Annotated in this window: 25 protein-coding genes; 6 read left to right on the forward strand and 19 right to left on the reverse strand. The window is 69.7% G+C overall.

Annotated features, from left to right (window positions below; translation table 11 throughout):
* Positions 1-21: 21 nt before the first annotated feature.
* The 8 genes from RS883_RS08065 to RS883_RS08100 all read right to left on the reverse strand — a co-directional run bounded on the left by RS883_RS08065 (position 22) and on the right by RS883_RS08100 (position 3,199).
* On the reverse strand, positions 22-267 hold the full coding sequence (locus RS883_RS08065) for a hypothetical protein (protein ID WP_315764690.1): 246 nt from the start codon (positions 265-267) through the stop codon (positions 22-24).
* Between the two features lie 29 nt (positions 268-296).
* Positions 297-566: a hypothetical protein gene (locus RS883_RS08070; RefSeq protein ID WP_315764693.1), complete on the reverse strand. Its 270-nt coding sequence runs from the start codon at positions 564-566 to the stop codon at positions 297-299.
* Positions 567-581: 15 nt separating this feature from the next.
* Positions 582-911 carry a hypothetical protein gene (locus RS883_RS08075; RefSeq protein WP_315764695.1) on the reverse strand — a complete coding sequence of 110 codons (330 nt, stop codon included), beginning with the start codon at positions 909-911 and terminating at the stop codon, positions 582-584.
* Positions 912-927: 16 nt separating this feature from the next.
* On the reverse strand, positions 928-1,221 hold the full coding sequence (locus RS883_RS08080) for a hypothetical protein (RefSeq protein ID WP_315764698.1): 294 nt from the start codon (positions 1,219-1,221) through the stop codon (positions 928-930).
* Between the two features lie 71 nt (positions 1,222-1,292).
* Positions 1,293-1,673 carry an envelope stress response membrane protein PspC gene (gene pspC, locus RS883_RS08085; protein WP_315764701.1) on the reverse strand — a complete coding sequence of 127 codons (381 nt, stop codon included), beginning with the start codon at positions 1,671-1,673 and terminating at the stop codon, positions 1,293-1,295.
* On the reverse strand, positions 1,673-1,951 hold the full coding sequence (gene pspB / locus RS883_RS08090; protein ID WP_315764703.1) for an envelope stress response membrane protein PspB: 279 nt from the start codon (positions 1,949-1,951) through the stop codon (positions 1,673-1,675). The genes pspC and pspB overlap by 1 nt, the downstream gene beginning before the upstream one ends.
* Before the next feature lie 3 nt (positions 1,952-1,954).
* Positions 1,955-2,620, reverse strand: coding sequence for a phage shock protein PspA (pspA, locus tag RS883_RS08095; protein WP_315764705.1), 666 nt, complete (start codon positions 2,618-2,620; stop codon positions 1,955-1,957).
* 72 nt (positions 2,621-2,692) lie between these two features.
* Positions 2,693-3,199, reverse strand: coding sequence for a TonB C-terminal domain-containing protein (locus RS883_RS08100; protein ID WP_315764707.1), 507 nt, complete (start codon positions 3,197-3,199; stop codon positions 2,693-2,695).
* 178 nt (positions 3,200-3,377) lie between these two features.
* On the opposite strand from RS883_RS08100, the gene pspF reads away from it, so the two are divergent.
* Positions 3,378-4,409, forward strand: a complete 1,032-nt coding sequence (pspF, locus tag RS883_RS08105; RefSeq protein WP_315764709.1) for a phage shock protein operon transcriptional activator — start codon at positions 3,378-3,380, stop codon at positions 4,407-4,409.
* A gap of 173 nt (positions 4,410-4,582) precedes the next feature.
* Entirely contained in the window at positions 4,583-6,238 is a 1,656-nt protein-coding gene (locus RS883_RS08110) for an AmpG family muropeptide MFS transporter (RefSeq protein WP_315764711.1), read from the forward strand.
* On the opposite strand, the gene RS883_RS08115 is transcribed toward RS883_RS08110, so the two are convergent.
* The 8 genes from RS883_RS08115 to RS883_RS08150 form a co-directional block, all read right to left on the reverse strand.
* Complete coding sequence (locus tag RS883_RS08115) at positions 6,225-6,659, reverse strand: DUF6628 family protein (RefSeq protein WP_315764713.1); 435 nt, start codon at positions 6,657-6,659, stop codon at positions 6,225-6,227. The genes RS883_RS08110 and RS883_RS08115 overlap by 14 nt on opposite strands.
* Before the next feature lie 68 nt (positions 6,660-6,727).
* Positions 6,728-8,032 (reverse strand): folylpolyglutamate synthase/dihydrofolate synthase family protein, encoded by a 1,305-nt coding sequence (locus RS883_RS08120; protein WP_315764715.1) that lies wholly within the window; start codon positions 8,030-8,032, stop codon positions 6,728-6,730.
* Entirely contained in the window at positions 8,032-8,556 is a 525-nt protein-coding gene (locus RS883_RS08125; RefSeq protein WP_315764717.1) for a shikimate kinase, read from the reverse strand. The genes RS883_RS08120 and RS883_RS08125 overlap by 1 nt, the downstream gene beginning before the upstream one ends.
* Positions 8,553-9,410 (reverse strand): acetyl-CoA carboxylase, carboxyltransferase subunit beta, encoded by an 858-nt coding sequence (gene accD / locus RS883_RS08130; RefSeq protein ID WP_315764720.1) that lies wholly within the window; start codon positions 9,408-9,410, stop codon positions 8,553-8,555. Before accD ends, RS883_RS08125 begins: the two co-directional genes overlap by 4 nt.
* Positions 9,407-10,204, reverse strand: a complete 798-nt coding sequence (gene trpA / locus RS883_RS08135; RefSeq protein ID WP_315764723.1) for a tryptophan synthase subunit alpha — start codon at positions 10,202-10,204, stop codon at positions 9,407-9,409. Before trpA ends, accD begins: the two co-directional genes overlap by 4 nt.
* Complete coding sequence (locus RS883_RS08140) at positions 10,201-10,578, reverse strand: endonuclease domain-containing protein (protein ID WP_315764725.1); 378 nt, start codon at positions 10,576-10,578, stop codon at positions 10,201-10,203. The genes trpA and RS883_RS08140 overlap by 4 nt, the downstream gene beginning before the upstream one ends.
* Positions 10,579-10,620: 42 nt before the next feature.
* The gene (gene trpB / locus RS883_RS08145; protein WP_315764728.1) at positions 10,621-11,847 is read right to left on the reverse strand and encodes a tryptophan synthase subunit beta; all 1,227 of its coding nucleotides are present in this window, start codon (positions 11,845-11,847) and stop codon (positions 10,621-10,623) included.
* Between the two features lie 38 nt (positions 11,848-11,885).
* On the reverse strand, positions 11,886-12,521 hold the full coding sequence (locus tag RS883_RS08150) for a phosphoribosylanthranilate isomerase (protein ID WP_315764731.1): 636 nt from the start codon (positions 12,519-12,521) through the stop codon (positions 11,886-11,888).
* Positions 12,522-12,619: 98 nt separating this feature from the next.
* Here RS883_RS08150 and RS883_RS08155 point away from each other — a divergent pair, with 98 nt between their 5' ends.
* On the forward strand, positions 12,620-12,751 hold the full coding sequence (locus tag RS883_RS08155; protein ID WP_315764734.1) for a hypothetical protein: 132 nt from the start codon (positions 12,620-12,622) through the stop codon (positions 12,749-12,751).
* 2 nt (positions 12,752-12,753) lie between these two features.
* On the opposite strand, the gene RS883_RS08160 is transcribed toward RS883_RS08155, so the two are convergent.
* The 3 genes from RS883_RS08160 to RS883_RS08170 are packed head-to-tail and all read right to left on the reverse strand — an operon-like array spanning position 12,754 to position 15,184.
* Positions 12,754-13,542, reverse strand: a complete 789-nt coding sequence (locus RS883_RS08160) for an SDR family oxidoreductase (RefSeq protein WP_315764736.1) — start codon at positions 13,540-13,542, stop codon at positions 12,754-12,756.
* 23 nt (positions 13,543-13,565) lie between these two features.
* The gene (locus RS883_RS08165; RefSeq protein WP_315764739.1) at positions 13,566-14,033 is read right to left on the reverse strand and encodes a VOC family protein; all 468 of its coding nucleotides are present in this window, start codon (positions 14,031-14,033) and stop codon (positions 13,566-13,568) included.
* 5 nt (positions 14,034-14,038) lie between these two features.
* Complete coding sequence (locus tag RS883_RS08170; protein ID WP_315764741.1) at positions 14,039-15,184, reverse strand: acyl-CoA dehydrogenase family protein; 1,146 nt, start codon at positions 15,182-15,184, stop codon at positions 14,039-14,041.
* Between the two features lie 151 nt (positions 15,185-15,335).
* Here RS883_RS08170 and RS883_RS08175 point away from each other — a divergent pair, with 151 nt between their 5' ends.
* Genes RS883_RS08175 through RS883_RS08185 form a run of 3 tightly spaced genes read left to right on the forward strand, consistent with a single transcriptional unit; the run spans position 15,336 to position 22,933 of the window.
* On the forward strand, positions 15,336-16,796 hold the full coding sequence (locus tag RS883_RS08175; protein ID WP_315764744.1) for an MFS transporter: 1,461 nt from the start codon (positions 15,336-15,338) through the stop codon (positions 16,794-16,796).
* Between the two features lie 39 nt (positions 16,797-16,835).
* Positions 16,836-18,785 carry an autotransporter assembly complex family protein gene (locus tag RS883_RS08180; protein ID WP_315764746.1) on the forward strand — a complete coding sequence of 650 codons (1,950 nt, stop codon included), beginning with the start codon at positions 16,836-16,838 and terminating at the stop codon, positions 18,783-18,785.
* Positions 18,782-22,933 (forward strand): translocation/assembly module TamB domain-containing protein, encoded by a 4,152-nt coding sequence (locus RS883_RS08185; protein WP_315764749.1) that lies wholly within the window; start codon positions 18,782-18,784, stop codon positions 22,931-22,933. The genes RS883_RS08180 and RS883_RS08185 overlap by 4 nt, the downstream gene beginning before the upstream one ends.
* The last annotated feature ends 15 nt before the right edge of the window (positions 22,934-22,948 follow it).

Consider the following 22,948-nt stretch of genomic DNA (forward strand, 5'->3'; position numbering starts at 1 on the left):
CCAGGTTGAACACGGGTGCCATCAGGCGCGGTTGTCGTCGCGCAGCCGCGCGATCTCTCGGTCGAGGCGGACACTGTCCTCGGTATCGGTGATGACGCGTTCCAAAACCGCCACCCGCTCCTTCAGCGTCCGGACTTCCTCGCGCATCCGGAGCGTGTCGGGGTGGTCGGCGGCGGGCTGGCTCTCCTGAGCCTTCACCTTGGCCTGGACGATCTTGCCGATCGTGACGACCGCGACGATCCCGACGACCATCGAAAACGGATCCATGATGTTGCTCCCTCGCTTATCGTTATGGTTCAGTTGAGCGGCGCGTCGCGCAGTCGCTCGATCTCTTCGGCGACGCCGATGCCGTTGTCGGTGACGATCCGCTCCAGCACCCGCACGCGCTGCTCCAGCCGCTCGACCTGCGCCGCATATTGCGCCGCCTTCTCGGCCGTCTGCGCATTGAGCGCGCCCGTCATGGCTTCCTTGTGGCGAAGCCAGCGCTTGAACATGTCGTTGCCAATGCCGGCGATGACCGGGATGCCGACGACGATCATGAAGAAGGCGATCATGTTGAAGTCCATGGGTCCGCTCCTTCCTCAGTTCGACCGGCCGCGCAGCTGCTCGATCTCTCGATCGAGGCTGTGCGCGCTGTCGGTGACGATCCGCTCGACATTGGCGAGCCGGTCCTTGATCGAGCCCAGCTCGGCGCGAAGCTGGGCGTTCTCCTGGCTCAGGAGCTTGATGCGCTCCATCGCCTCGTCGTTGGTCTTGGGATAGATCGCCTGGCCCCAGGCGCCGTCGAGCGGATAGCCGTTCTTGACGCGCAGCCAGGTGGTGAACATCCAGGCGATCAGGCCGAGCGCACCGATGCTCATGCCGCAGGCGATGATCCAGGGCAGGTTGGGGATGATGACGTTCTCGGCCATGTGCCTTGTCCTTCCTTCAGCGCAGCGCGTCGATGTCGCGGCCCAGCCGCTCGGCGGGATCGGTGGCGATCCGCTCCAGCACCGCGATCCGCTCCTCCAGCCGGCCGATCTGGCCGACGAGCCGCTCGTTCTCGGTGGTCAGGAGCTCGATCTTCCGCTCGGCGTCCGGGCCGGAGCCCTTGTGGATCGTCGTGCCGTTGTCGTCGGTGATCGGATAGCCGTGCTTGACGCGCATCCATGTCGTCGCGACCCAGGCGCCCATCGAAAGGGCGATGATCGCAAGGACGAAACCGGGTCCACCCCAACTCATGACTGCTCTCCCTTACTGGACCGGCGCGCCTTAGCGCAGCCGGTCGATCTCTTCGGCCCCGACCGGGGCGCTTAGCGCAGCCGGTCGATCTCTTCGGCAAGCCGGGTGTTGCGCCCCACATAGAAGCTCTCGATCTCGGCGAGGCGGCGGTCGATGTCGCGGAACTTCGAACGAACCTCGGCGGTCGAGCGCTTGGGATTGGACCGGACGCGCTGCCAGAACTTCTCGTCCTCCGCGCTTTCGTACAGGCCATAAGGCTTGGCCGGCGCCATCCAGGCGATCATCAGATACGCGACCAGCGTCCAGGGGAAGCCCCCCAGCATCGTCAGCATCGCGGCACCGACCCGGACCCAGATGACGTCCACCCCGGTATAGTCCGCGATGCCGGCGCAGACGCCCATCCACTTGCCGTTCTGCTTGTCGACATAGAGCTTGGTGCGGCTGGCAGACATTAGTTCCTCCTCTGGGGTTCGTATTGGGACCGCACCTCGTCGCGCCCACGCGGGGCCTCAAGGCGGAAGTCCGGATTGTCGGCAGCGACGATGCGCTCGATCGTCTCGAGCCGTTCGTCCAGCCGGCGAGCGAGGTGGTGCAGCTCGTCGAGCAGCTTCTCGTCCTCGCCGGTCATCGTCGGCGCCTGTTTCCACTTCGTCATGTAGTGGAGGATGATCCAGGGCATGCCCACGAACAGGATGCCGCAGATCATGATCGGCAGGAAAACGTCTTCCATCGATCAGCCCTCCCGGTTGAGGCGGGCCTTGAGCGCGGCGAGCTCCGCATCGACCTTCTCGGCCGACTTCAGCTCGGCGATCTCTTCCTCCAGGCTCTTGGGCCCGTTCATGCCCGCGGCATCGGCGCGGCCCTCGGCCATGTCGACCCGGCGCTCCAGCGTCTCGAAGCGGGAGAAGGCGTCGGCGACACGCTCGCCGGCATACATCTCGCGCAGGCGATAGCGGTTCTCGGCGCTTTCCAGCCGCGTCGTGATCGAGTTCTGACGCGCCCGTGCCTCGCGCAGCTTGTTCTGCAGCTTGGCGATGTCGGCTTCCGACGCCTTCAGCGCGTCGTCGAGCACGGTGATCTCGGCCTGGAGCTGGTCGGCCATGTCAGTCGCCTTCTGGCGCTCGACGAGGGCCGCCTTGGCCAGGTCCTCGCGGTCCTTGGACAGTGCAAGCTCGGCCTTTTCGGTCCAGCTTTCCTGCATCTTGTCCAGCTTGGCGATGTGCCGGCGCATTTCCTTCTGGTCGGCGATGGTGCGCGCGGCGGACGCGCGGACCTCGACCAGCGTTTCCTCCATCTCGAGGATGATCATGCGGATCATCTTCGCCGGGTCTTCCGCCTTGTCGAGCAAGTCGGTGACATTGGCGGCGATGATGTCCCGCGTCCTGGAGAAAATGCCCATCTAATCAAACTCCTTGGTCAAATCCGGGAAAGTCCGGGGCGAGGATGGGGGCCTCGCCCCGGCAGTGGCCACTCAGCCAATCGGCTGGGCGGCGGGAACCTCTGCATGATCCTGATGCACGCGGCGGCCGAGGTCGAGCGCGGTGCGGCGAACGTCGGGGCGCGAGCGATGCGCCTGCGACGCGGTGAAGAACACCTCGACCGGGACGATCCGGCTCCGGCCGCGCATCGACGCGGGCAGGGGCGGAAAGGCCGTCGCGTTGACCGCGCGCAGCGCCTCGTTGTCGAGGATGCGGTTGCCGGTCGGCACGTCGAGCGAGGTGGCGAAGAGCTTGCCCTGGCTGTCGAAATGCACGCCGACGATCGCCGCCTTGTTGACCCGCACCGCGGCGGGGACCGCCGGCATTTCGCGGATCTGGTGCTGGAGCGAGCCGCTCACGCGCGCCGCCCAATCGCTCCGCTCGTCACCGGCAGCGCGCGCCGGGGCGGCGGCGATCCCGAGGACCAGGGTTGAGGCGGCGACGGCACCGATGAAGGTGGCGATGGGTTGGCGAACATTCTGGCTGGCCTTGGCAAACATTGGGGGTTCTCCCTGAACCTTGGTGACTTTCACTGCCACTCTGCGGTGGTCGAACCATACTTTGCACGGCCCGTGCCAGTTTCATCGGCGACGGATTTCGGAGGGTTTCTGACGGCTTGTTCATCAATGATCCGAATTCGGTTGCGAAGGGTTGGCGTAATCCGCCATCATGCGGTGCATGGAGCGAACCGCCCCCGTCATCGGCCAGTCGACGGCCTTTCTCGATGCCCTTGAGCGTGCCAGCCGCGCCGCCGCGCTCGACCGTCCCGTCCTCGTCATCGGCGAGCGCGGGACGGGCAAGGAACTGGTCGCCGAACGTCTCCACCGCCTGTCCGGTCGCTGGACGCAGCCGCTGGTCATCATGAACTGCGCCGCGCTGCCTGAGACGCTGATCGAGGCCGAGCTGTTCGGGCACGAGGCGGGCGCGTTCACCGGCGCGGCCAAGGCGCGGGCGGGGCGGTTCGAGGAGGCCGATGGCGGCACCCTCTTCCTCGACGAACTCGGCACGTTGTCGATGGCGGCGCAGGACCGGCTGCTCCGCGCGGTCGAATATGGCGAGATTACGCGGATCGGCTCGTCTCGTCCGCTGCGCGTCGACGTCCGCATCGTCGCGGCCACCAACGAGCATCTGCCCGACCGAGTCGCCAAGGGAACGTTCCGCGCCGACCTGCTCGACCGCTTGTGCTTCGAAGTCGTCACTCTCCCGCCTCTCCGCGTCCGCAGCGGCGACATCCTCGTCCTCGCCGACCATTTCGGGCGGCGGATGGCCGCCGAGCTGGGCCGCGACCGCTGGCCGGGGTTCGGGCCGGAGGCGACCGAGATGCTGGAGACGCATCGCTGGCCGGGCAATGTCCGCGAGCTGCGCAACGTCGTCGAGCGCGCGGTCTATCGCTGGGAGCGCGAAGGACCGGTCGACATGATCCAGATCGATCCGTTCGATTCGCCGTGGCGGCCTGCCAGCAGCGGCGGCTTCGTGGCCGCCGGTACGGAAGAGCCGGCGGGCGAGGACGCCGTGGCAGCGCGGACTGCTCCGTCGGAGCCGCCGATCGAGGGCGATTTCCGCACGCGCGTGACGACCTATGAGCGCCGCCTGCTGACGCGCGCGATGGCCGAGCACCGTTACAACCAGCGCGCGACCGCCGAGGCGCTGGGCCTCACCTACGACCAGCTGCGGCATGCGCTGAGGAAGCACGGGCTGCTGTCGGGTTAGTCGATATCGGCGCTCCTCCACCGTCACCCCGGACTTGATCCGGGGTCCCGCTTTCTCTTGGCGGCGGAAAAGAAGCGGGATCCCGGGTCGAGCTTGGGATGACTGACGGGGTTGGGACTATGCTTGCCGGAAAGTTACGATAGGGTGCCGGCCCTCAGGTAAAGGGTGGGCGTGTGACGGATCGGAAGCTCAAGGGGTTTGCGCTGTTCAAGGCGGCGCTGACCAACCGCAAGACGGCGGCGATGCTGATCCTGGGGTTCGCCTCCGGGCTGCCGTTCACGCTGCTGATCGGCACGCTGAATGCGTGGTTGGGCGAGCTCAAGGTCAGCCTGGCGACGATCGGCGTGCTGTCGTGGATCGGCCTTGCCTATGCGTTCAAGTTCCTGTGGTCGCCACTGGTCGACCGGCTGCGGTTGCCCGTCATCGGCCGCTTGGGGCGGCGACGGTCGTGGCTGGTGCTGTGCCAGGCGCTGCTCGCCGCGGCGCTGTGGGGCCTGGCCGCGATCGATCCGCTGACCGCGATCGGGGCGTTCGCCGGCATCGCGGTGGTCGCCGCCTTCCTGTCGGCGACGCAGGACGTCGTGATCGACGCCTGGCGGATCGAGATCGCCGACGAGGAAGCGACGGTCGAGTTCCTGTCGGCGGTCTATCAGCTCGGTAACCGGCTGGCGGCGCTGGCGGGCGGGGCGCTGGCGCTCGTACTCGCCGCGCGGCTCGACTGGCCGAGCGTCTATGTCGGCTTCGGCTTCGTCATGCTGCTCGCGGTCGCGGTGACGATCTTCCTGCCCGAGGCAAAGCTCGATGCGGCCGATGCCGCCCGGCCGCTCGCGGGGCATGCAGTACCCGAGCGCGCCAAGCGCCGCATCGCGCTGGCGGTGGTGGCGATCTGCTGGGGCTGGGCGATCGTGACGCTGGGCGCGTTCATGGTCTCGGCGCTCCAGCCGCCGGTACCGGGCGTGCCGGGCCCCTCGGCCAGCGACTTCACGCGGATGACGGGGCCGTGGATCATCGTCGCGACCGTCATCATCCCGGCGCTGATCGCCGGCTGGACCCGCCGTCTGCCGCAGCATGAGGGCGGGGGCGAGGCGATGGGCGGCCTTCGCGCCGCCGCCGACCACAGCTATCGCGCGCTGATCCTGCCGCTGGCGGAGATCGTCGATCGCCTGAAATGGGGCGCGATCCTCGTGCTCGCGGTGATCCTCCTCTATCGCATCGCCGATTCGATCTGGGCGCCGTTCGCCTTTCCCTTCTATCTCGACTTCCTCGGCTATTCGAACGACGAAGTGGCGTTCGCGTCCAAGCTGTTCGGCGTGTGGATGACGATCGGCGGCGTGGCGATCGGCGGGTTCCTGCTCGCGACCTGGGGGCGGATGCCGACGCTGGTCGCGGGCGGCGTGGTCGCGGCGCTGTCCAACCTGCTCTATGCCGACATGGCGCTGGGCGGCGCCGGGATCGACGGGTTCGCGCGGCTGGTCGGGCTGGACAGCATCGGCGTCGATCCGCGGTTGATGCGCCTGCTGATCGCGATCTGCGGAGAGAACATCGCCGGCGGCCTCGCCGGCACGGCTTTCGTCGCCTACATCTCCTCGATCACCGCGCGCGAATACAGCGCGGTCCAGTACGCGCTGCTCTCCTCGATGACGTTCCTGGTCGGCGCGCTGGGACGCGCGGCGACGGGGGAGGCGATCGACGTCTATGGCTATGCCAACGTCTTCTTCGTGACCGCGGGGCTGGGCGGGATCGCCGTGCTGCTGGTGCTCGCCGAATGGTGGCGCGGCGCGGCGCGGGGGCCGGTCAAGGCGGAGGAGCCGGCGATCAGTCCCGTCTGACCGGCAGACCCAGGTCGGCGAACGCGCCGACCACGCCCGCCAGCGTGCAGGCAAGGTCGTCGGCCTGCCGCACCCCGATCAGGTCGGCGAGCAGCAGCGCCGATCGCACAGGATTCTCGCCGATCCCGCGCATCGCCTCGATCAGTATCGCCTCGGCATTGGTCATGCGCGGGCAGCACCATGGCGCGATCTGGATCGGCCGCGCCGCCCGCAGCGACATGTCGTGCATCAGCACGCGCAGCAGCATCAGCGGCCGGCGAAAATCGATCCCGAATGCGGTCAGGAAGGCGTTGGCGGCGGCGGCGTCGTACAACCCCTGCGCCCCCATCTGGCGAACGCCGAACAGGATCAGCCGCGTGGCCGGATCGGCCGGCTGAAGGTGTGGCAGGGGCGACGAGAAACTCTCAAGCGTGCGCGTCAAGGCAGGGTCCTTTCGCTGACCCAACCCTTGTCGCCACTCAGTTATTGCAAGTCAATATCAATAACTCGTCACGTCGGCGCTTCGTCGTTCAGAGCGAGCACCTGGCCGGCAAGGTAGAGCGAGCCGAGGATCAGCACGTCCCCGCGCCACCCGGACGCGCTCAGGCTGGCAAGCGCCGCGGGGACATCGACCGCCGACTCGGCAGGGAGGTCATGCGTCGCGGCGAGCCTCGCCAGCATCGCCGGCGCGTGATGGGGATGCGAGGGGACCGGCACCGTCCGGACAAGCGCGACATGCGGCGCGAGCGCGTCGAAGATACCGTCCGCATCCTTGTTGGCGAGCACGCCCAGCACCAGCGCCGGCTTCTCCTTGCGCGCGGCGAGCCAGGCCGCGGCGGCATCGGCGGCGTTGCGGTTGTGTGCGCCGTCCAGGAACACGTCGCCCGCGACACCGTCGGTCAGCGGCCCGCTGCCGAGCCGCTGCATCCGCGCCGGCCAGCGAACGCTCCGCGCCGCCTCCACGATCGCGTCGTCGGGCACCGGCAACCGGTCCTGCGCGCGCAGCATCGCCGCGGCGAGCGCGAGATTCTCGTGCTGGTGGGCACCCGCCAGCGCCGGCAGCGGCAGCGACAGCGACCCGCGCGCATCCTCCAGCTCGATCCGCTCGCCCTCGGTCCGCGAGTGCCACTCGTTCCCGCGCCGCTTGAGCACCGCGCCCGCCAGTTGCGCGGTGCGCGCGATCACCTCGGCACAGGATTGCGGCTGGTCGAGTGTGAAGAGCGGGATGCCCGGACGCGCGATACCGGCCTTCTCGCCCGCGATCGCCTCGATCGTGTCGCCCAGGAACGCCTGGTGGTCGAGCCCCAGACGCGCGATCCCGCCGACGAGCGAGGCTGGGATGACGTTGGTCGCGTCCAGCCGCCCGCCAAGCCCAACCTCGATCACACAGGCGTCGGCAGGCTCGCGCGCGAACGCCAGGAACGCGGCGGCGGTCGTCACCTCGAAGAAGCTGGCGCCGATATCGCCGCCGGCATCGAGGACTTCGCAGAGCAGCGCCGCCAGGCTCCGGTCGTCGATCAACGTCCCCGCCACGCGGATCCGCTCGTTGAAGCGGACGAGGTGCGGGCTGGTATAGGCGTGGACGCGGTACCCCGACGCCTCCAGGCTCCCACGCAGGAACGCGCAGGTCGATCCCTTGCCGTTGGTCCCGGCAACGTGGAATACCGGCGGCAGCGACAGATGCGGATCGCCGACCCGGTCGAGCAGCCGGGTGATGCGGTCGAGCCCCAGCGTATCGGCGCCGGGCCCGAGCGCGTTCAGCCGCTCGAACTGCCCCTGCACGAACGGATCGTCGGAACGGGCGTGATCGGCCATCAGCCCAGCGCCTCGACGATGCACGCCGCGGCGTCGACGGGCGCGATCGCGGTGGTATCGATAGTCAAGTTCGAGGGCGGCATCGCGGCGGTACGGGCCGTCATGCTCGGACGCAGTTCACGCAGCAGCGCGGAATCGGTCAGCTTGCCGAAGCGCGCCCGGTCCGTCGCCACCAGGCGGCGTTCCTGCTCCGCATCGTTGATCGTAAGCGCGACCGCCAGCACCCCGCCGCCGCGCGACCGTACCGTTTCGACCAGGCTCTCGATGAAGCCAGGCGTCACCGAAGCTTCGGGCGCATAGGTGAAGATCGTGTCGCGATCCGCTGCCGCCGCTTCGCCCAGCAGCGTCATCCACATCGCCTCTCGCAGCCGGACGAACGGCTCGCTGCCGAACGGGAACAGCGCCGCCACCGCGTCGACGACGAGATGGTTGTGGAACAGCGCGAACCCGGTCCGCTCTCCGACGATCCGTGCGATCGTCAGCTTGCCGCTGGCCGGCGGGCCGTGCAGCAGGACGAGCTTCAAGCCGCTGCCCGGTCGTGCGCCAGATAGTCGATCAGCCGCGCCAGCGTCGCGCGCAGCTCGCGCCGCTCGACCACCATGTCGATCAGGCCGTGATCGCGATAATATTCGCTGGTCTGGAAGTTCTCGGGCAGCTTCTCCCGGATCGTCTGCTCGATCACGCGGCGACCGGTAAAGGCGAGCGTCGCCTTGGGTTCGGCGATCTGGACGTCGCCCAGCATCGCATAGGCCGCCATCACCCCGCCCGAGGTCGGATCGGTCAGCACGACGATGTAGGGCAGACCGGCATCGTGCAGCATCTCGATCGCCACCGTGGTCCGCGGCATCTGCATCAGGCTGAGGATGCCCTCCTGCATCCGCGCGCCGCCCGACGCGGTGAAGATGATGAAGGGTGCGCGCGCCGCGATCGCCGCCTCGACCCCGGCGATGAAGCCTTCGCCCACCGCCTGGCCCATCGACCCGCCCATGAAGGCGAAGTTCTGGACGCCGACGACGGCCCGGCGCCCCTCGATCGATCCGCGCGCGGACACGAACGCGTCCTGGTCGCCGGTGTCGGTCCGCGCCGCCTTCAGCCGCGCGGCATAGGGCTTGGAATCGCGGAACTTGAGCGGATCGTCGGCGACGCGGGGCGAGGGAAGCGCCTTGCACGTGCCCTCGTCGAACAATTGCTCGAACCGCTGCTTCGGCCCGATGCGACCATGATGGTCGCACAGCGGACAGACGTAGAGGTTCTCCTCATATTCCTTGGTGAAGATCATCTGCCCACATCCCTTGCACTTGTGCCAGAGATTGTCGGGGGTCTCCTTGGCCGTGACGACCGAGGCGAGCGCGTTGCGAACGCGGTTGAGCCAGCTCATGCGGGAATCCTGGTGGTTTCGATCGCGCTCTTCAACGAGCGCACATAGTCGGCGACGTGGGGCGCTGCGGCGGCGCCATGCGCCGCCACGATCTCGACGATCGCCGAGCCGACGACGACGCCGTCGGCGACGCGGGCGATCGCCGCGGCCTGGTCGGGGGTGCGGACGCCGAAGCCGACCGCAATCGGCACGTCGGTCGCCGCCTTCAATCGCCCGACCGCGTCCTCGATCGACGCCTGCGCCGCCTGTTGCAGCCCGGTGATGCCCGCGACCGAGACGTAATAGACAAAGCCCGACGCGCCATCGAGCACCGCCGGGAGCCGCGCGACGTCGGTGGTCGGCGTGGCGAGGCGGATCAGGTCGAGGCCGGCGCTGCGCAGCGCCGGGCCGAGCGCATCGTCTTCCTCGGGCGGCACGTCGACACAGATCACGCCGTCGACGCCCGCCTTGGCGGCGGCGTTCGCGAACCACTCGGGCCCGCGGCGGAGCATCGGGTTGGCGTAGCCCATCAGGACCAGCGGCACGTCCGGGTGCCGCGCGCGAAAGCCGGTGGCGAGCGACAGGATGTCGGCTGTGGTCGTGCCCGCGGCCAGGCTGCGGATGTTCGCCGCCTGGATCGCCGGGCCGTCCGCCATCGGGTCGGTGAACGGCATGCCGAGCTCGATCACGTCGGCCCCGCCCGCGACCAGCGCGTCGAGGATCGCCGGGGTCGCGGCAGCGGTGGGGTCGCCAGCGGTCACGAACGCGACCAGCGCGGGATGATCCTGGGCAAAGGCGGAGGCGAGGCGGGTCATATAGCCCTCTCCCCTTCAGGGGAGAGGGTTGGGAGAGGGGCAAGTGTCACGGCGATGGCCGCCAGAACGCCCTCCAGGTTCGTCATCACGTCCTTGTTGGTGAAACGGATCACTCGATAACCTTGTTCTTCTAGAAAACGGGTTCGGCGCTCGTCATAGTCGATCTGCCCGGCATGGCTATCCCCGTCCAGTTCGACAACGATCATGGGATCGCGGGCGGCGAAGTCGACGATGTAAGTACCGACCACCTTCTGCCGACGAAACTTCACGCCATCGAAGCGCTTGCCACGTAAGGCGAGCCAGAGGCGCTGTTCAGGTTCGGTTGCTCGGCGGCGCATCGACTTCGCGTGGTGGATCAATTCGGCGTCGCGCATGCCCCTCTCCCAACCCTCTCCCCTGAAGGGGAGAGGGCTCTTTTAGATCGCCACCCCCAGCGCGTCGGCGACGGTGAAGATGTCCTTGTCGCCCCGGCCGCACAGGTTTGCCAGGATCACCTTGTCCCGCCGCATCTCGCGGGCACGCTTGGCAACGGCGGCGATGGCGTGGCTGGGCTCGAGGGCGGGGATGATGCCCTCGGTGCGGCAGAGCAGCTGGAACGCGTCCAGCGCCTCCGTGTCGGTGATCGACGTGTATTCGACGCGGCCGATTTCCTTCAGCCACGCATGCTCTGGGCCGATGCCGGGATAGTCGAGGCCCGCGGAGATCGAGTGCGCCTCGGCGATCTGGCCGTCCTCGTCCTGCAGCAGATAGGTCTTGTTGCCGTGGAGCACGCCCGGTGCGCCGCCCGCCAGGCTGGCGGCATGCTGCTTGTCCAGGCCGTGTCCCGCTGCCTCGACGCCCAGCATCGCGACCTCGTCGTCGAGGAAGGGATGGAACAGCCCGATCGCGTTCGACCCGCCACCGATCGCCGCGACGAGCAGGTCGGGCAGGCGACCGGTGCGCGCCAGCATCTGCGCGCGCGCCTCGCTCCCGATCACCGACTGGAAGTCGCGGACGAGCTCCGGATAGGGATGCGGCCCGGCGGCGGTGCCGATGATGTAGAAGGTGTCGTGGACGTTCGCGACCCAGTCGCGCAGCGCCTCGTTCATCGCGTCCTTGAGTGTCGCGGCGCCCGCGGTCACGGGCCGCACCTCGGCACCGAGCAGCTTCATGCGGAACACATTGGGCTGCTGGCGCGCCACGTCGGTCGCGCCCATGAAGATCGTGCAGGGCAGGCCGAAGCGCGCGCAGACGGTGGCGGTCGCCACGCCGTGCTGGCCCGCGCCCGTCTCCGCAATAATCCGCGTCTTGCCCATCCGCATCGCCAGCAGGATCTGGCCGACGCAATTGTTGATCTTGTGCGCGCCGGTGTGATTGAGCTCGTCGCGCTTGAACCACACTTCCGCGCCCATGCCGGGCTCCGCGCTCTCGCGAAGCGCCTCGGTCAGCCGCTCGGCATAGTAAAGCGGGCTTGGCCTGCCGACATAATGTTCGAGCAGGTCGTCGAACTGCGCGGCAAAGGCGGGATCGGCCTTGGCCGCGCGATACTCGCGCTCGAGCTCCAGGATCAGCGGCATCAGCGTCTCGGCGACATAGCGGCCGCCGAATACGCCGAAATGGCCGCGCTCGTCGGGTTGCTGGCGCAGGCTGTTGGGAGCGTTCATCGCCGCCACTTAGCGACGCGTGCGGCCTAGGGAAAGGGTCAGGCGGCGGCCACCGCGGCGAGGAAGGCGCGGATGCGGGCGGCGTCCTTCACCCCGGGCGCACGCTCGACGCCGGAGGAGACGTCGACGATCGGCGCGCGGGTCCGCGCGATCGCCTCGCCGACATTGTCGGGATCGAGCCCCCCCGACAGCGCCCACGGCGCCGGATGCACGAAACCGCTCAGCAGCGACCAGTCGAAACGAAGGCCCATGCCGCCTGGCAGCGCCGCCCCCTCCGGCGTTTTGGCGTCGTAGAGGATGCGGTCGGCCAGGCCGGCGAGCGGGCGGGCGGCGTCGAGGTCGGCACGCGTGCGAACCGGCACGGCGGCCCAGATCGAGAGGCGGGTGCGCGCCTTGATCGCGGCGACGCGCTCGGGCGCGGTCTTGTGGAGCTGGAGCGTGTCGAGGCGTCCCGCCGCGATCGCCTGGGTCAGCAGCGCATCGTCGGGGTTCACGAACACGCCGACCCGGCCGACCCGGTCGTTCGATCGCGCCGCGAACTCCGCGGCGCGATCGAACGACAGGTTCCGGGGCGAGGGGGCGAAGAACACGAAGCCGACATGGCTCGCCCCGCCGCCGATCGCGGCGTCGAGCGTCTCGGGCGTCGAAAGGCCGCAGATCTTGGCGGTGGTCATCGTGCCGTGGTTAGCGCGACTTTTCGGCGCCCGATAGGGGCGGTTCATCGGGCGTTAGCTTGGGCCTGCTATGACCGGCGTCGCAGAGGAGGTTCGTGATGCGGTTCCACCCCATCGCCCGCGCCCGATCACGCGGGTTTTTCATCGTCCTGGTTCTCGGCAGCTTCGCGCTCGCCGCGCTGTCGCTGCGCGCGGCCGAGGCGATCGCCAACTACGCCGCGGCGGTCTGATCTCAGCCGTCGATGCTCGCGCCGACCGCGGCGTTGACGAGCCCGCCGTCGACGGTGATCGTCTCCCCCACCACATAGTCGCCCGCGCGAGAGGCGAGATAGATCGCCGCCGCCGCCATGTCCTCGGCCGCACCGATGCGGCCCGCGGGGATTGCCTTGGCCACGCTGTCGCCATGGTCGCGCGCCGCCTTGTTCATGTCGCTGGCAAAGGCGCCGGGCGCGATCGAGGTGACGTTGACGTGATCGCGGATCAGCCGCGCGGCCATGCGTCGTGTCAGGTGGATCAGCGCCGCCTTCGACGCCTGATAGCTGTAGGTTTCCCACGCATTGAGCCGCAGGCCGTCGATCGAGGTGATGTTGATGACCTTGCCCGGACGCTCGGCACTCGCTTTCGCTTTGAGCAGCGGGTGCAGCGCCTGGGTGAGGAAGAAGGGCGACTTGACGTTGAGGTCCATGACCTTGTCCCAACCCGCCTCCGGGAAGCTGTCGAACCGTTCGCCCCAGGCAGCGCCGGCATTGTTGACGAGGATGTCGAGCGCACCTTCGCGTTCCTGAAGCTCGGCGGCGAGCGCGCGGCAACCCTCGACCGTCGACACGTCGGCAGGAAGCGCCACGGCGTTCGCGCCGATCTCTGTCGCGGTCGCCTCGCACGCGTCGGCCTTGCGCGAGCTGACATAGACGCGCGCGCCCATCCCGGCGAACCCGGTCGCGATCATCCGCCCGATGCCGCGACTGCCGCCCGTCACCAGCGCGACGCGGCCGTCCAGGCGAAACAGGGTGCTCGTGTCCATCGATGGAGTCCTTCTCGGAGGGTTCAGCGCGCCACGCGCGCGGCGTCGTTGACCTCGATCCGGTGCCCGTCCGGATCGCGGATATAGAGCTGGCGCACGCCGTCGGTGCGCAGCCGCTGGATCGTCGAGGGGCGATCCTGGAAATCTGTGAAGGGGATGCCGAGCGCCGCCAGGTTGGCGACGAACGCGTCGAAGTCCCCGACTGCAAACGCGATGTGGTTGGCGCGGTCGACCCCGACCGGCGCGGTCTTCTCGGGGATCAGGTGCAGCGCGAACCCGCCGCCCAGGTCCAGCCACCGGCGATTGACGACCGGCGCCCTGAGCTCGGCGAACCCGAACACGCGCTTGTAGAACTCGGCGCTCTTGTCGAGGTCGGTGACGGCGAGCGCGACATGATCGCCGCGCGCAGCGAACGACCGCGGCGCGGGTGTCTGCGCCATCGCGGTCGCCGGCAGGATCAGGGCCGCCACCGCGACCAGACAGGATTTCATCGGCATCATCCCCCTCGCTTCATCGTCTCGCGCGCGATGATGAGCTGCTGGATCTGGCTTGTCCCCTCATAGATGCGGAACAGGCGGACGTCGCGGTACAGCCGCTCGATGCCGTAATCGGCGATATAGCCCGCGCCGCCATGCACCTGCACCGCGCGGTCGGCGACGCGGCCGACCATCTCGCTGGCGAACAGCTTGGCGGCGGCGCTTTCGAGGACGACGTCGTCGCCGCGGTCCTTGGCAGCGGCGGTTTCGAGGACGAGCGCGCGCGCGGCGAGCGCCTCGGTCTTGGAATCGGCGATCATCGCCTGGATGAGCTGATGCTCGGCGATGGCTTTTCCGAACTGGCGACGTTCGGCGGCATAGGCGACGGTGTCGGCGATCAGCCGCTCGGCCACGCCGACGCAGACCGCCGCGATGTGAAGCCGCCCGCGGTCGAGCACCTTCATCGCGATGCGAAAGCCTTCGCCCTCCTCGCCCAGCCGGTTTGCGGCGGGGACGGGGACGTCGTCGAAATGCACGTCGCAGACATGCGCGCCGCGCTGGCCCATCTTCTTTTCGGGTGCGCCGACGCGGATGCCGGGCAGGTCGCGGGGCACGAGGAAGGCGCTGACCCCGCGCCCGCCCGCCTCCTCGCCGGTGCGTGCCATCACCGTGAACAGGTCGGCCTTGTCGGCATTGGTGATGTAGCGCTTGGTGCCGGACAGCCGGTACGTGTCGCCTTCGCGGGTAGCGCGGGTCCGGACGCTGCCCGAATCGCTGCCGACATCGGGTTCGGTCAGGGCGAAGCTGGTGACGATCTCGCCGCTGGCGATGCGCGGCAGCCACTCGGCTTTCTGTTCAGGCGTACCGGCGATGACGAGGCCCTGGCTGCCGATCCCGACATTGGTCCCGAACGCCGAGCGGAAGGCGGGCGTGGTCCGCCCCGTCTCCATCGCGACGCGCACTTCCTCGGCCATCGACAGCCCCAGGCCGCCAAATTCGGGCGCGATCGACAGGCCGAACAGTCCCATCTCGCGCATCTCGGCGACGATGTCGGCGGGGATCGCGTCGTCCGCCTCGACCGTCGCCTCCAGCGGGCGCAGCCGCTCTGCGACGAAGCGGCGCACGGCGTCGATCAGCGCATCGAAGGTGTCGGCGTCGAGCGCCATCGATCCTTGCTCCCACTCGCGCGCAAGCGGTACGGAGCCCGCGGCGTGCGCTTTCGTTATCGGCGCACAGGGCTAGGGCAAGGCGGGGTTGGATGGCAAGCCGAAACACATACCCGATCTTCCAAACTCGATACCGAACGGGTGCCAGCCGGTGAGCGGCGCGATACCCGACGCGCGAACCGGCGATCCGCACGCGCTGCCGCCGGTGCGCCGCGTGGCGACGGCGACGACGCTCGCCTATGGCTTCGGCGCGGTCGCTTACGGCGTGAAGGACAATGGCTTCGGCACCTTCCTGCTGCTTTTCTACAACCAGGTGATCGGGCTGCCGTCGGCGCAGGTCGGCTTCGTCGTCATGTGTGCGCTGCTGCTCGATGCGGTGATCGACCCAATGATCGGCGTCGCGTCGGACCGGACGCGCAGCCGCTGGGGACGGCGGCATCCGTGGATGTACGCCGCCGCATTGCCGATCGCGCTCGGCTGGGTCGCGCTGTGGAACCCGCCCGCGCTCGCCTCCGGCTGGACGCTCGCCTGGCTGTTCGGCGCCGCGGTCGTCGTGCGCACCGCCGTCTCCGCCTATGAGGTGCCGAGCCAGGCGCTGACGCCCGAGCTCACCGCCGACTATGACGAGCGGACGCGGATCACCGCCTATCGCTATATCTTCGGGTGGACCGGCGGGCTCCTGATGCTGCTCGCCGCGTACCAGCTTTTCCTGGTGCCGGAGGCGGGGCAGACCAACGGCCTGCTCAACCGCGAGGGCTATCGCGGCTTCGCGATCGCCGGCGCGGCGGCGATGTTCGTCGCCATCCTCGTTTCTGCCGCCGGTACCCACCGCGAGATCGCACGACTGCCCAAGCCCGAGATCGAGCCCGGCGGCGTTCGCACCGCGTTTCGCGAACTGACCGGCGCGGTGCGGAACCGGCCGTTCCTGATCCTGATGGCGGCGGGGCTGTTCGCCTATACCAATCAGGGGATCAGCTTCGCGCTCTCCAACTATCTCTACACCTTCGTGTGGAAGTTCGAGACCGCGACCTTCGCGTGGCTGGCGGCGGTGCTGTTCGCGGGCGTCGTCATCGCCTTCGTCGGCGCCCCCGCGATCGCGCGGCGCATCGGCAAGCCGCGCGCGGCGGCGTCGATGATCGTCTCGGCCGGGCTCCTTCAGGCGACGCCGTTCGCGCTGCGCCTCGCGGGCATCTTCCCCGAACCCGGCGAGCCGGCGATGCTGCCGATCCTGTTCGCCATCTACACGCTCAACACTGCGGTCAGCGTCGGCACCGCGATCCTGGGCGCATCGATGATGGCCGACGTCGTCGAGCATAGCGAGGTGCGGACCGGCAAGCGCAGCGAGGGCGTGTTCTTCGCCGGCGCTTTCTTCGTCCAGAAATGCACCAGCGGGATCGGTATCTTCGTCTCAGGCCTGATCCTCGCCGCGGTCGGCTTTCCGGAGGGCGCGAAGCCGGGACAAGTGGGCGCCGACACGCTCGACTGGCTGACGATCCTGTTCGCCGGCGCCTATCTGGTGCTCAGCTTCAGCGCGGCGTGGCTGTTCCTCCACTTTCCGTTCGGCGCGGCCGAGCACCGTGCGCGCGTCGCCAGCCTCGCCGCCGCGGACTGAACCATTGCCGCGGCGGCAGCGACGCAATAGGCAGAGCCCATGTGTGCTGTCCGCCGGCGAAGCTGGTCCGTTGCCGCCGCCGGCCTGATCGCGCTGACGCCCGCGGCCGCGTGGGCGCAGGACGGCGCGCGCCCTGCCGACGACGCCTTGCTCGATCCCGGCGATCCGCTCGCGCCCATGCCCGAGCTCGGCCTCGACTGGCCCGATCTTCAGGCCGATCCCGCCGACCCGACGGCGCCGGCCGACAGCGGGGTCCAGGTCGCTGCCGAAACCCGCTATCGCTACCGCGTCGAGGGAATGGACGCGATCTGGACCGACCTGATGCGCCAGCGCTTCAACGAGGCGTCGAGCCTGCGCCAGGGCGAGAACAAGCCCGCCAACGCCGCCCAGCTCGACCGCCGCGCGCGCGAGGATGCGGGCCTGCTCGACGAACTGCTCCGTGCCGAGGGCTATTACGACGCCGAGGTGCAGACCCGGGTCGAGGCGGCGGCGGGCGAGCTGACGGTGTTCCTGACCGCGGTGCCCGGTGACGTCTATCGCTTCGCCGGCGTGACGCTGGAGGGCGTCGAGACCGCCGGCGGAAAGGCCGACGAGCTGCGTAAGGCGTTCGCGGTGGAGCCCAAGGACCCCGTCAACGCCGACACCATCGCCGCGGCGGAGGCGAACCTCAGGCAGCGGATCGGGCGGGAGGGCTTTCCCTTTGCCGAGGTGGGCGAGCCGCGCATCGTCGTCGACCACGCGACCCGCACCGCCACGCTGGCGGTCAAGGTCGCGCCGGGCGAGGCGCTGCGCTTCGGCAAGATCACGACGCGCGACGACCGCGTGTTCGACGGCAAGCACGTCCAGGAGATCGCCCGCTTCGTCCCCGGCGAGCCCTATGACCAGGGATCGGTCGACGATCTGCGCCGCGCGATCGTCCAGACCGGCCTCGTCTCCGCCGTCCGTATCGAGCCGGTGAAGGGCACCGAGCCGGGCACCGTCGACCTGGCGGTCCGCATGGCACCGGCGCCGCCGCGGACGATCGCGGGCGAGATCGGCTATGGCACGGGCGAGGGCGCGCGCGTGGAGGCGAGCTGGACGCATCGCAACCTGTTCCCGCCCGAAGGCGCGCTGACATTGCGCGGCGTTGCCGGCACGCGCGAGCAGCTCGCCGGCGTCACCTTTCGCCGCAACAATTTCGGCCAGCGCGACCGTGTGCTGACGCTCCAGGCGACCGCCGCACATCTTCAGCGCGACGCCTATCAGGCCGACACGCTGCTGCTCTCGGGCACGCTCGAGCGGCAGACCAACATCTTCTTCCAAAAGGCGTGGATCTGGTCGCTGGGCGCCGAGCTCGCCGCCAGCCGCGAGCAGGACGTGATCGTCGCCACCGGCGAGCCGCGCATCCGGACCTATTTCATCGGCGCGCTGCCGACGAGCCTGACCCATGACGGCACCGACGACCTGCTCAATCCGACGCAGGGCTTCCGACTGGGCGGGCGCCTCTCGCCCGAGGTGTCGTTGTCCGGCGAAACCTTCGGCTATGCGCGGACGCAGATCGACGCGAGCGTCTATCGTCCGGTCGGCGAGCGGCTGGTCATCGCCGCTCGCACGCGGCTCGGCACCATTCTCGGCGCACCGCGCGACGCGATCGCGCCGTCGCGGCGCTTCTACGCCGGCGGCGGCGCGTCGGTGCGCGGCTATGGCTTTCAGTCGATCGGGCCGCGCGACGTCAACAACGATCCGATCGGTGGGCGCAGCCTGACCGAATTCTCGATCGAGGCGCGGGTGAAGGCGTTCGGCAATTTCGGTGTCGTGCCGTTTCTCGATGCGGGCAACATCTACACCTCGCCGCTGCCGCGCTTTTCCGGCTTTCGCTACGGCGCGGGCGTCGGCGTCCGCTATTACTCGAACTTCGGCCCGATCCGCGTCGACGTCGGCACGCCGATCAACCCGCAGCCCGGCGACTCTCGCATCGCCGTCTATGTCAGCCTGGGGCAGGCCTTTTGAGCGAGGAGGTCGCGCCCACGCCGGAGCCGCGCGCGCCGCGCCGTTGGTGGCGCTGGCTGCTGGGGCTGGTTGCGGCGCTGGTGCTGCTGGTGGGCGCAGCGCTGCTGCTGATCGACACGCAGCCCGGCCACCGCTTCATCGCCGACCGCATCGCCGCGCTCAGCCCGCGCGACGGCATGAAGTACCGCATCGGCCGGATCGAGGGATCGATCTATGGCCGCGCCACGCTGATCGACGTGACCATCCGCGATCCCAAGGGTCTGGTGTTCAGTGCGTCCCGTGCCGAGCTCGACTGGCGGCCGCTCGCCTGGACGCGCAACCGGCTCGACATCCGCAGCCTGGTCGTGCCGGCCGCGACGCTCCACAAGCTGCCGCAGCCCAACCCGACTGGACGGCGCGGACCGATCCTGCCCGGCTTCGACATCCTCGTGGGACAGCTTCGCGTCGACCGGCTCGAACTGACGCCGGCAGTCGCGGGACAGCGGCGGATCGCGCGGCTGATCGGCCGCGGCGACGTTCGCGACCGGCGCGCGCTGATCGACCTGGCGGGGCTGGTGCAGGGCAGCGACTTCGTCCGCCTCAAGCTCGATGCCGCCCCCGATCGCGACCGCTTCGACCTCGCCGCACGGGGCCGCGGTCGTCGCGACGGTGTCCTCGCGCGCGCGATCGGTGTGCGCAGTCCCGTCGCGTTCGCCGTCGAGGGCGACGGCAGCTGGGCACGCTGGCGCGGCGCCGCGCGGGCGCAGGTCGGGGCGGCGCGGATCGTCGACCTCCGGCTCGGCGTGGATGCCGGCCGCTATGCGCTCGAAGGATCGGTCGCCCCCGCCACGCTCCTGCGCGGTCGCCTCCAGCGCCTGTCGCAGCCATCGATCCGCGTCGTTGGCAATGCGACGCTCGCCGATCGGCGCCTAAACGGCCGGCTGTCGCTCCGCAGCGCCGCGGTGGCGATCGACAGCGTCGGCGGCGTCGATCTGGCGACCAGCGGCTGGCGCAATCTCGTCACCGACATCCGCCTGCTGCGTCCGCCCGCTTTGTTCCCCAACATGACCGGCCGCAACGTCCGTGCGCGGGTGGTGCTGGACGGCGCGTTCGACCGCGCCAGCTTCGACTATCGCCTGACCGCCGACCGCGCCGCGTTCGACCAGACCGGGTTCGAGGGGGTGCGTGCCGCCGGTCGCGGGCGATTGTCGAAGGCGCCGGTGATCGTGCCCTTGTCGCTCACTGCGGCGCGCGTGACGGGCGTGGGCGACGTCGCGGGCGGCATCCTGCGCAACCTGTCGGTTTCCGGACCGCTCAAGGTCACGAGCACGATGCTGACCGCCGATGCGCTTCAGGTGCGATCGGATCAGCTCAACGGCCGCATCATGCTGATGCTCGACCTGCGCACCGGCCGGTACGAGGTCGGGTTGGCAGGCGGCCTTCGGCGCTACCGCATCCCCGGCCTGGGCGTGGTCGAGGTCGATACGCGGCTGTCCGTGGTGCCGGGCGCGGGCGGGCAGGGGACGCGCATCGTCGGCACGGGCAGCGCGCGGATGCTGACGTTGGAGAACGCCTTCTTCCGCTCGCTGACGCAAGGATTGCCGCGGATCGTCACCCGGCTGGAGCGCGGGCCGGACCGCATCCTCCGCTTCACCGACCTTCGCCTCAGCTCGCCGGGCCTGAACCTTCGCGGCAACGGCTATCGCCGGATCGACGGCACCTTCGTGTTCGAGGGGCAGGGCGTCTCCAGCCAGTACGGCCCCGTCGTCCTCAGCCTGGACGGGCGGATCGACCGTCCGGCGCTGCGCCTGCGTCTCGCGCGGCCGCAGGAGGCGCTGGGACTCAGCGACGTGCGCGCGGTGCTCGATCCGGTGGCCGAAGGGTATCGCTACACGGCGGAGGGCGGGTCGCGGCTGGGGCCGTTCACCGGCGCGGGGACGATCCTGCTGCCGCGCGGCGGCACCGCGCGCATCGTCGTCGACCGGCTCGACGTCGCGGGCACGCGCGGCCAGGGCGCGCTCGACATCGTCGAGGGCGGTTTTTCGGGCGCGATCGACGTGGCCGGCGGGGGCCTGTCGGGTCGGATCGGCTTCGCGCCCGTCGGTGGCGTCCAACGTATCGACGGCGACCTCACCGCGCAGGCGGCGAGCCTGGCGGGGACGCGCGTGCGCACCGGTCGGCTGCGCTTCGGCCTCGCGCTCGATCCCGAAGGCACCGACCTCACCGCCGAAGCCTTTGCCCGCGGTTTGACGCGCGGCGCGCTCAGCCTTGCCCGGCTCGACGGACGGCTGCGGATGCAGGGCGGCGAAGGCACCGCATCGGTCACGCTGGCGGGATCGCGAGGTCGCCGGTTCGCGCTCGATTTCGCCGCGGCGATCGCGCCCGACCGCTATACGCTGACCGGCGGCGGGCAGGTCGATGGCCGCCCGCTCAAGCTGGTCACGCCCGCGGTGCTGACGCGCGAGGGCGATGGCTGGGCGCTGGCGTCGACCCGCCTGACCTTTGCCGGCGGTGAGGCGCAGCTCTCGGGCCGCACCGGCACCGACACCACCGCGATCGAGGCAAGCCTGACGCGCATGCCGCTCGGCGTGCTCGACATCGGCTATCCCGGGCTCGGCCTAGGCGGTTCGGCGTCAGGCAAGCTCAGCTTTTCGGCGAGCGGCAGCGGCGCGCCCACCGGCAGCATCGACATGACCGTCCGCGGGCTCAGCCGCGCCGGCCTCATCCTGTCGGCGACGCCGATCGACGTCGGCCTGCGCGGCGTGCTCCGCCCCGACCAAGCGGGCTTCCGCGCGGTCATGGCGTCGGGCGGCCGCGTCGTCGGGCGCGCGCAGGCGCGGATGGCACCGCTCGGGACCGGCACGCTCGTGGCCCGCCTCGCCAACGCCCCCCTGTTCGCCCAGCTTCGCTACGGCGGGCCCGCCGACACGCTATGGCGGTTGACCGGGATCGAGCTGTTCGACCTGTCCGGCCCCGTCCAGATCGGTGCCGACGTGTCGGGGCGCCTCGCCGATCCGCGCATCCGCGGGCTGGTTCGCAGCGACAATGCGCGGATCGCCAGCGGCGTGATGGGCACCGTTCTCACCCGGGTTCAGACGGCCGGCCGCTTCGACGGCTCGCGCCTGGTCATCGATCGCTTCGCCGCCAGCGATGGGCGGCAGGGGACGATCACCGGCGCCGGCGCCTTCGACCTTGCCGCCGCGCGCGGCTTCGGCATGGACCTTCGGCTAGAGGCGAAGAACGCGCTCGTCATCAACCGCGACGATATCGGCGCGTCGATCAGCGGCCCGGTGACGATCCGGAGCGACGGCGCCGGCGGCACGGTCGCGGGCGAGGTGACGCTCGACTCCAGCCGCTATCGCCTGGGCCGCGCCACCGCCGCCGCGGCGATCCCGCGGCTCAACATCACGGAGATCAACCTGCCCGAAGGCGAGGAGGAAACCCGCGCCGTCACGCCGTGGAAGCTCGACCTGCGCGCGCGGGCGCCGGGCGGCATGGCGGTCACCGGCCTCGGCCTCGACAGCGAATGGTCGGCGGACCTTCGCATCGACGGCGAGCCGACCAACCCGCGCATCCGCGGCCGCGCCGACCTGATCCGCGGCGATTACGAGTTCGCCGGGCGCGACTTCGACCTGGAGCGCGGTGTGATCCGCTTCGACGGCGCCGTCCCCGCCAACCCTGCGCTCGACATTCAGGCGAACGCCGATACGCAGGGCCTCAACGCGACGATCCGCGTAACCGGCACCGCGCTGAAGCCGGAGATCGGCTTCTCCAGCGTGCCTGCGCTGCCCGAGGACGAGCTGCTCTCCCGCCTGCTGTTCGGCACCTCGATCACCAGCCTGTCCGCGCCGGAGGCGTTGCAGCTCGCCGGCGCGGTGGCGGCGTTGCAGGAGGGCGGCGACGGCCTCAACCCGATCAATGCGCTGCGCCGGGCCGCCGGCCTCGATCGCCTCCGCATCCTCTCGGCCGATCCGCAAACGGGCCAGCAGACCGCGATCGCCGCGGGCAAGTTCATCACCCGCCGCGCCTATGTCGAGATCATCAGCGACGGCGCGGGCTACTCCGCCACCCGCGCCGAGTTCCAGTTCACGCGCTGGCTGTCGGTGCTGTCGACCATCTCGACGATCGGGCGGCAAAGCGTCAACGTGCGCGTCTCGCGCGATTACTGATCAGGAGTCGTTCCC

The sequence above is a fragment of the Sphingomonas sp. Y38-1Y genome, assembly GCF_032391395.1.
Lineage (GTDB): Bacteria > Pseudomonadota > Alphaproteobacteria > Sphingomonadales > Sphingomonadaceae > Sphingomonas.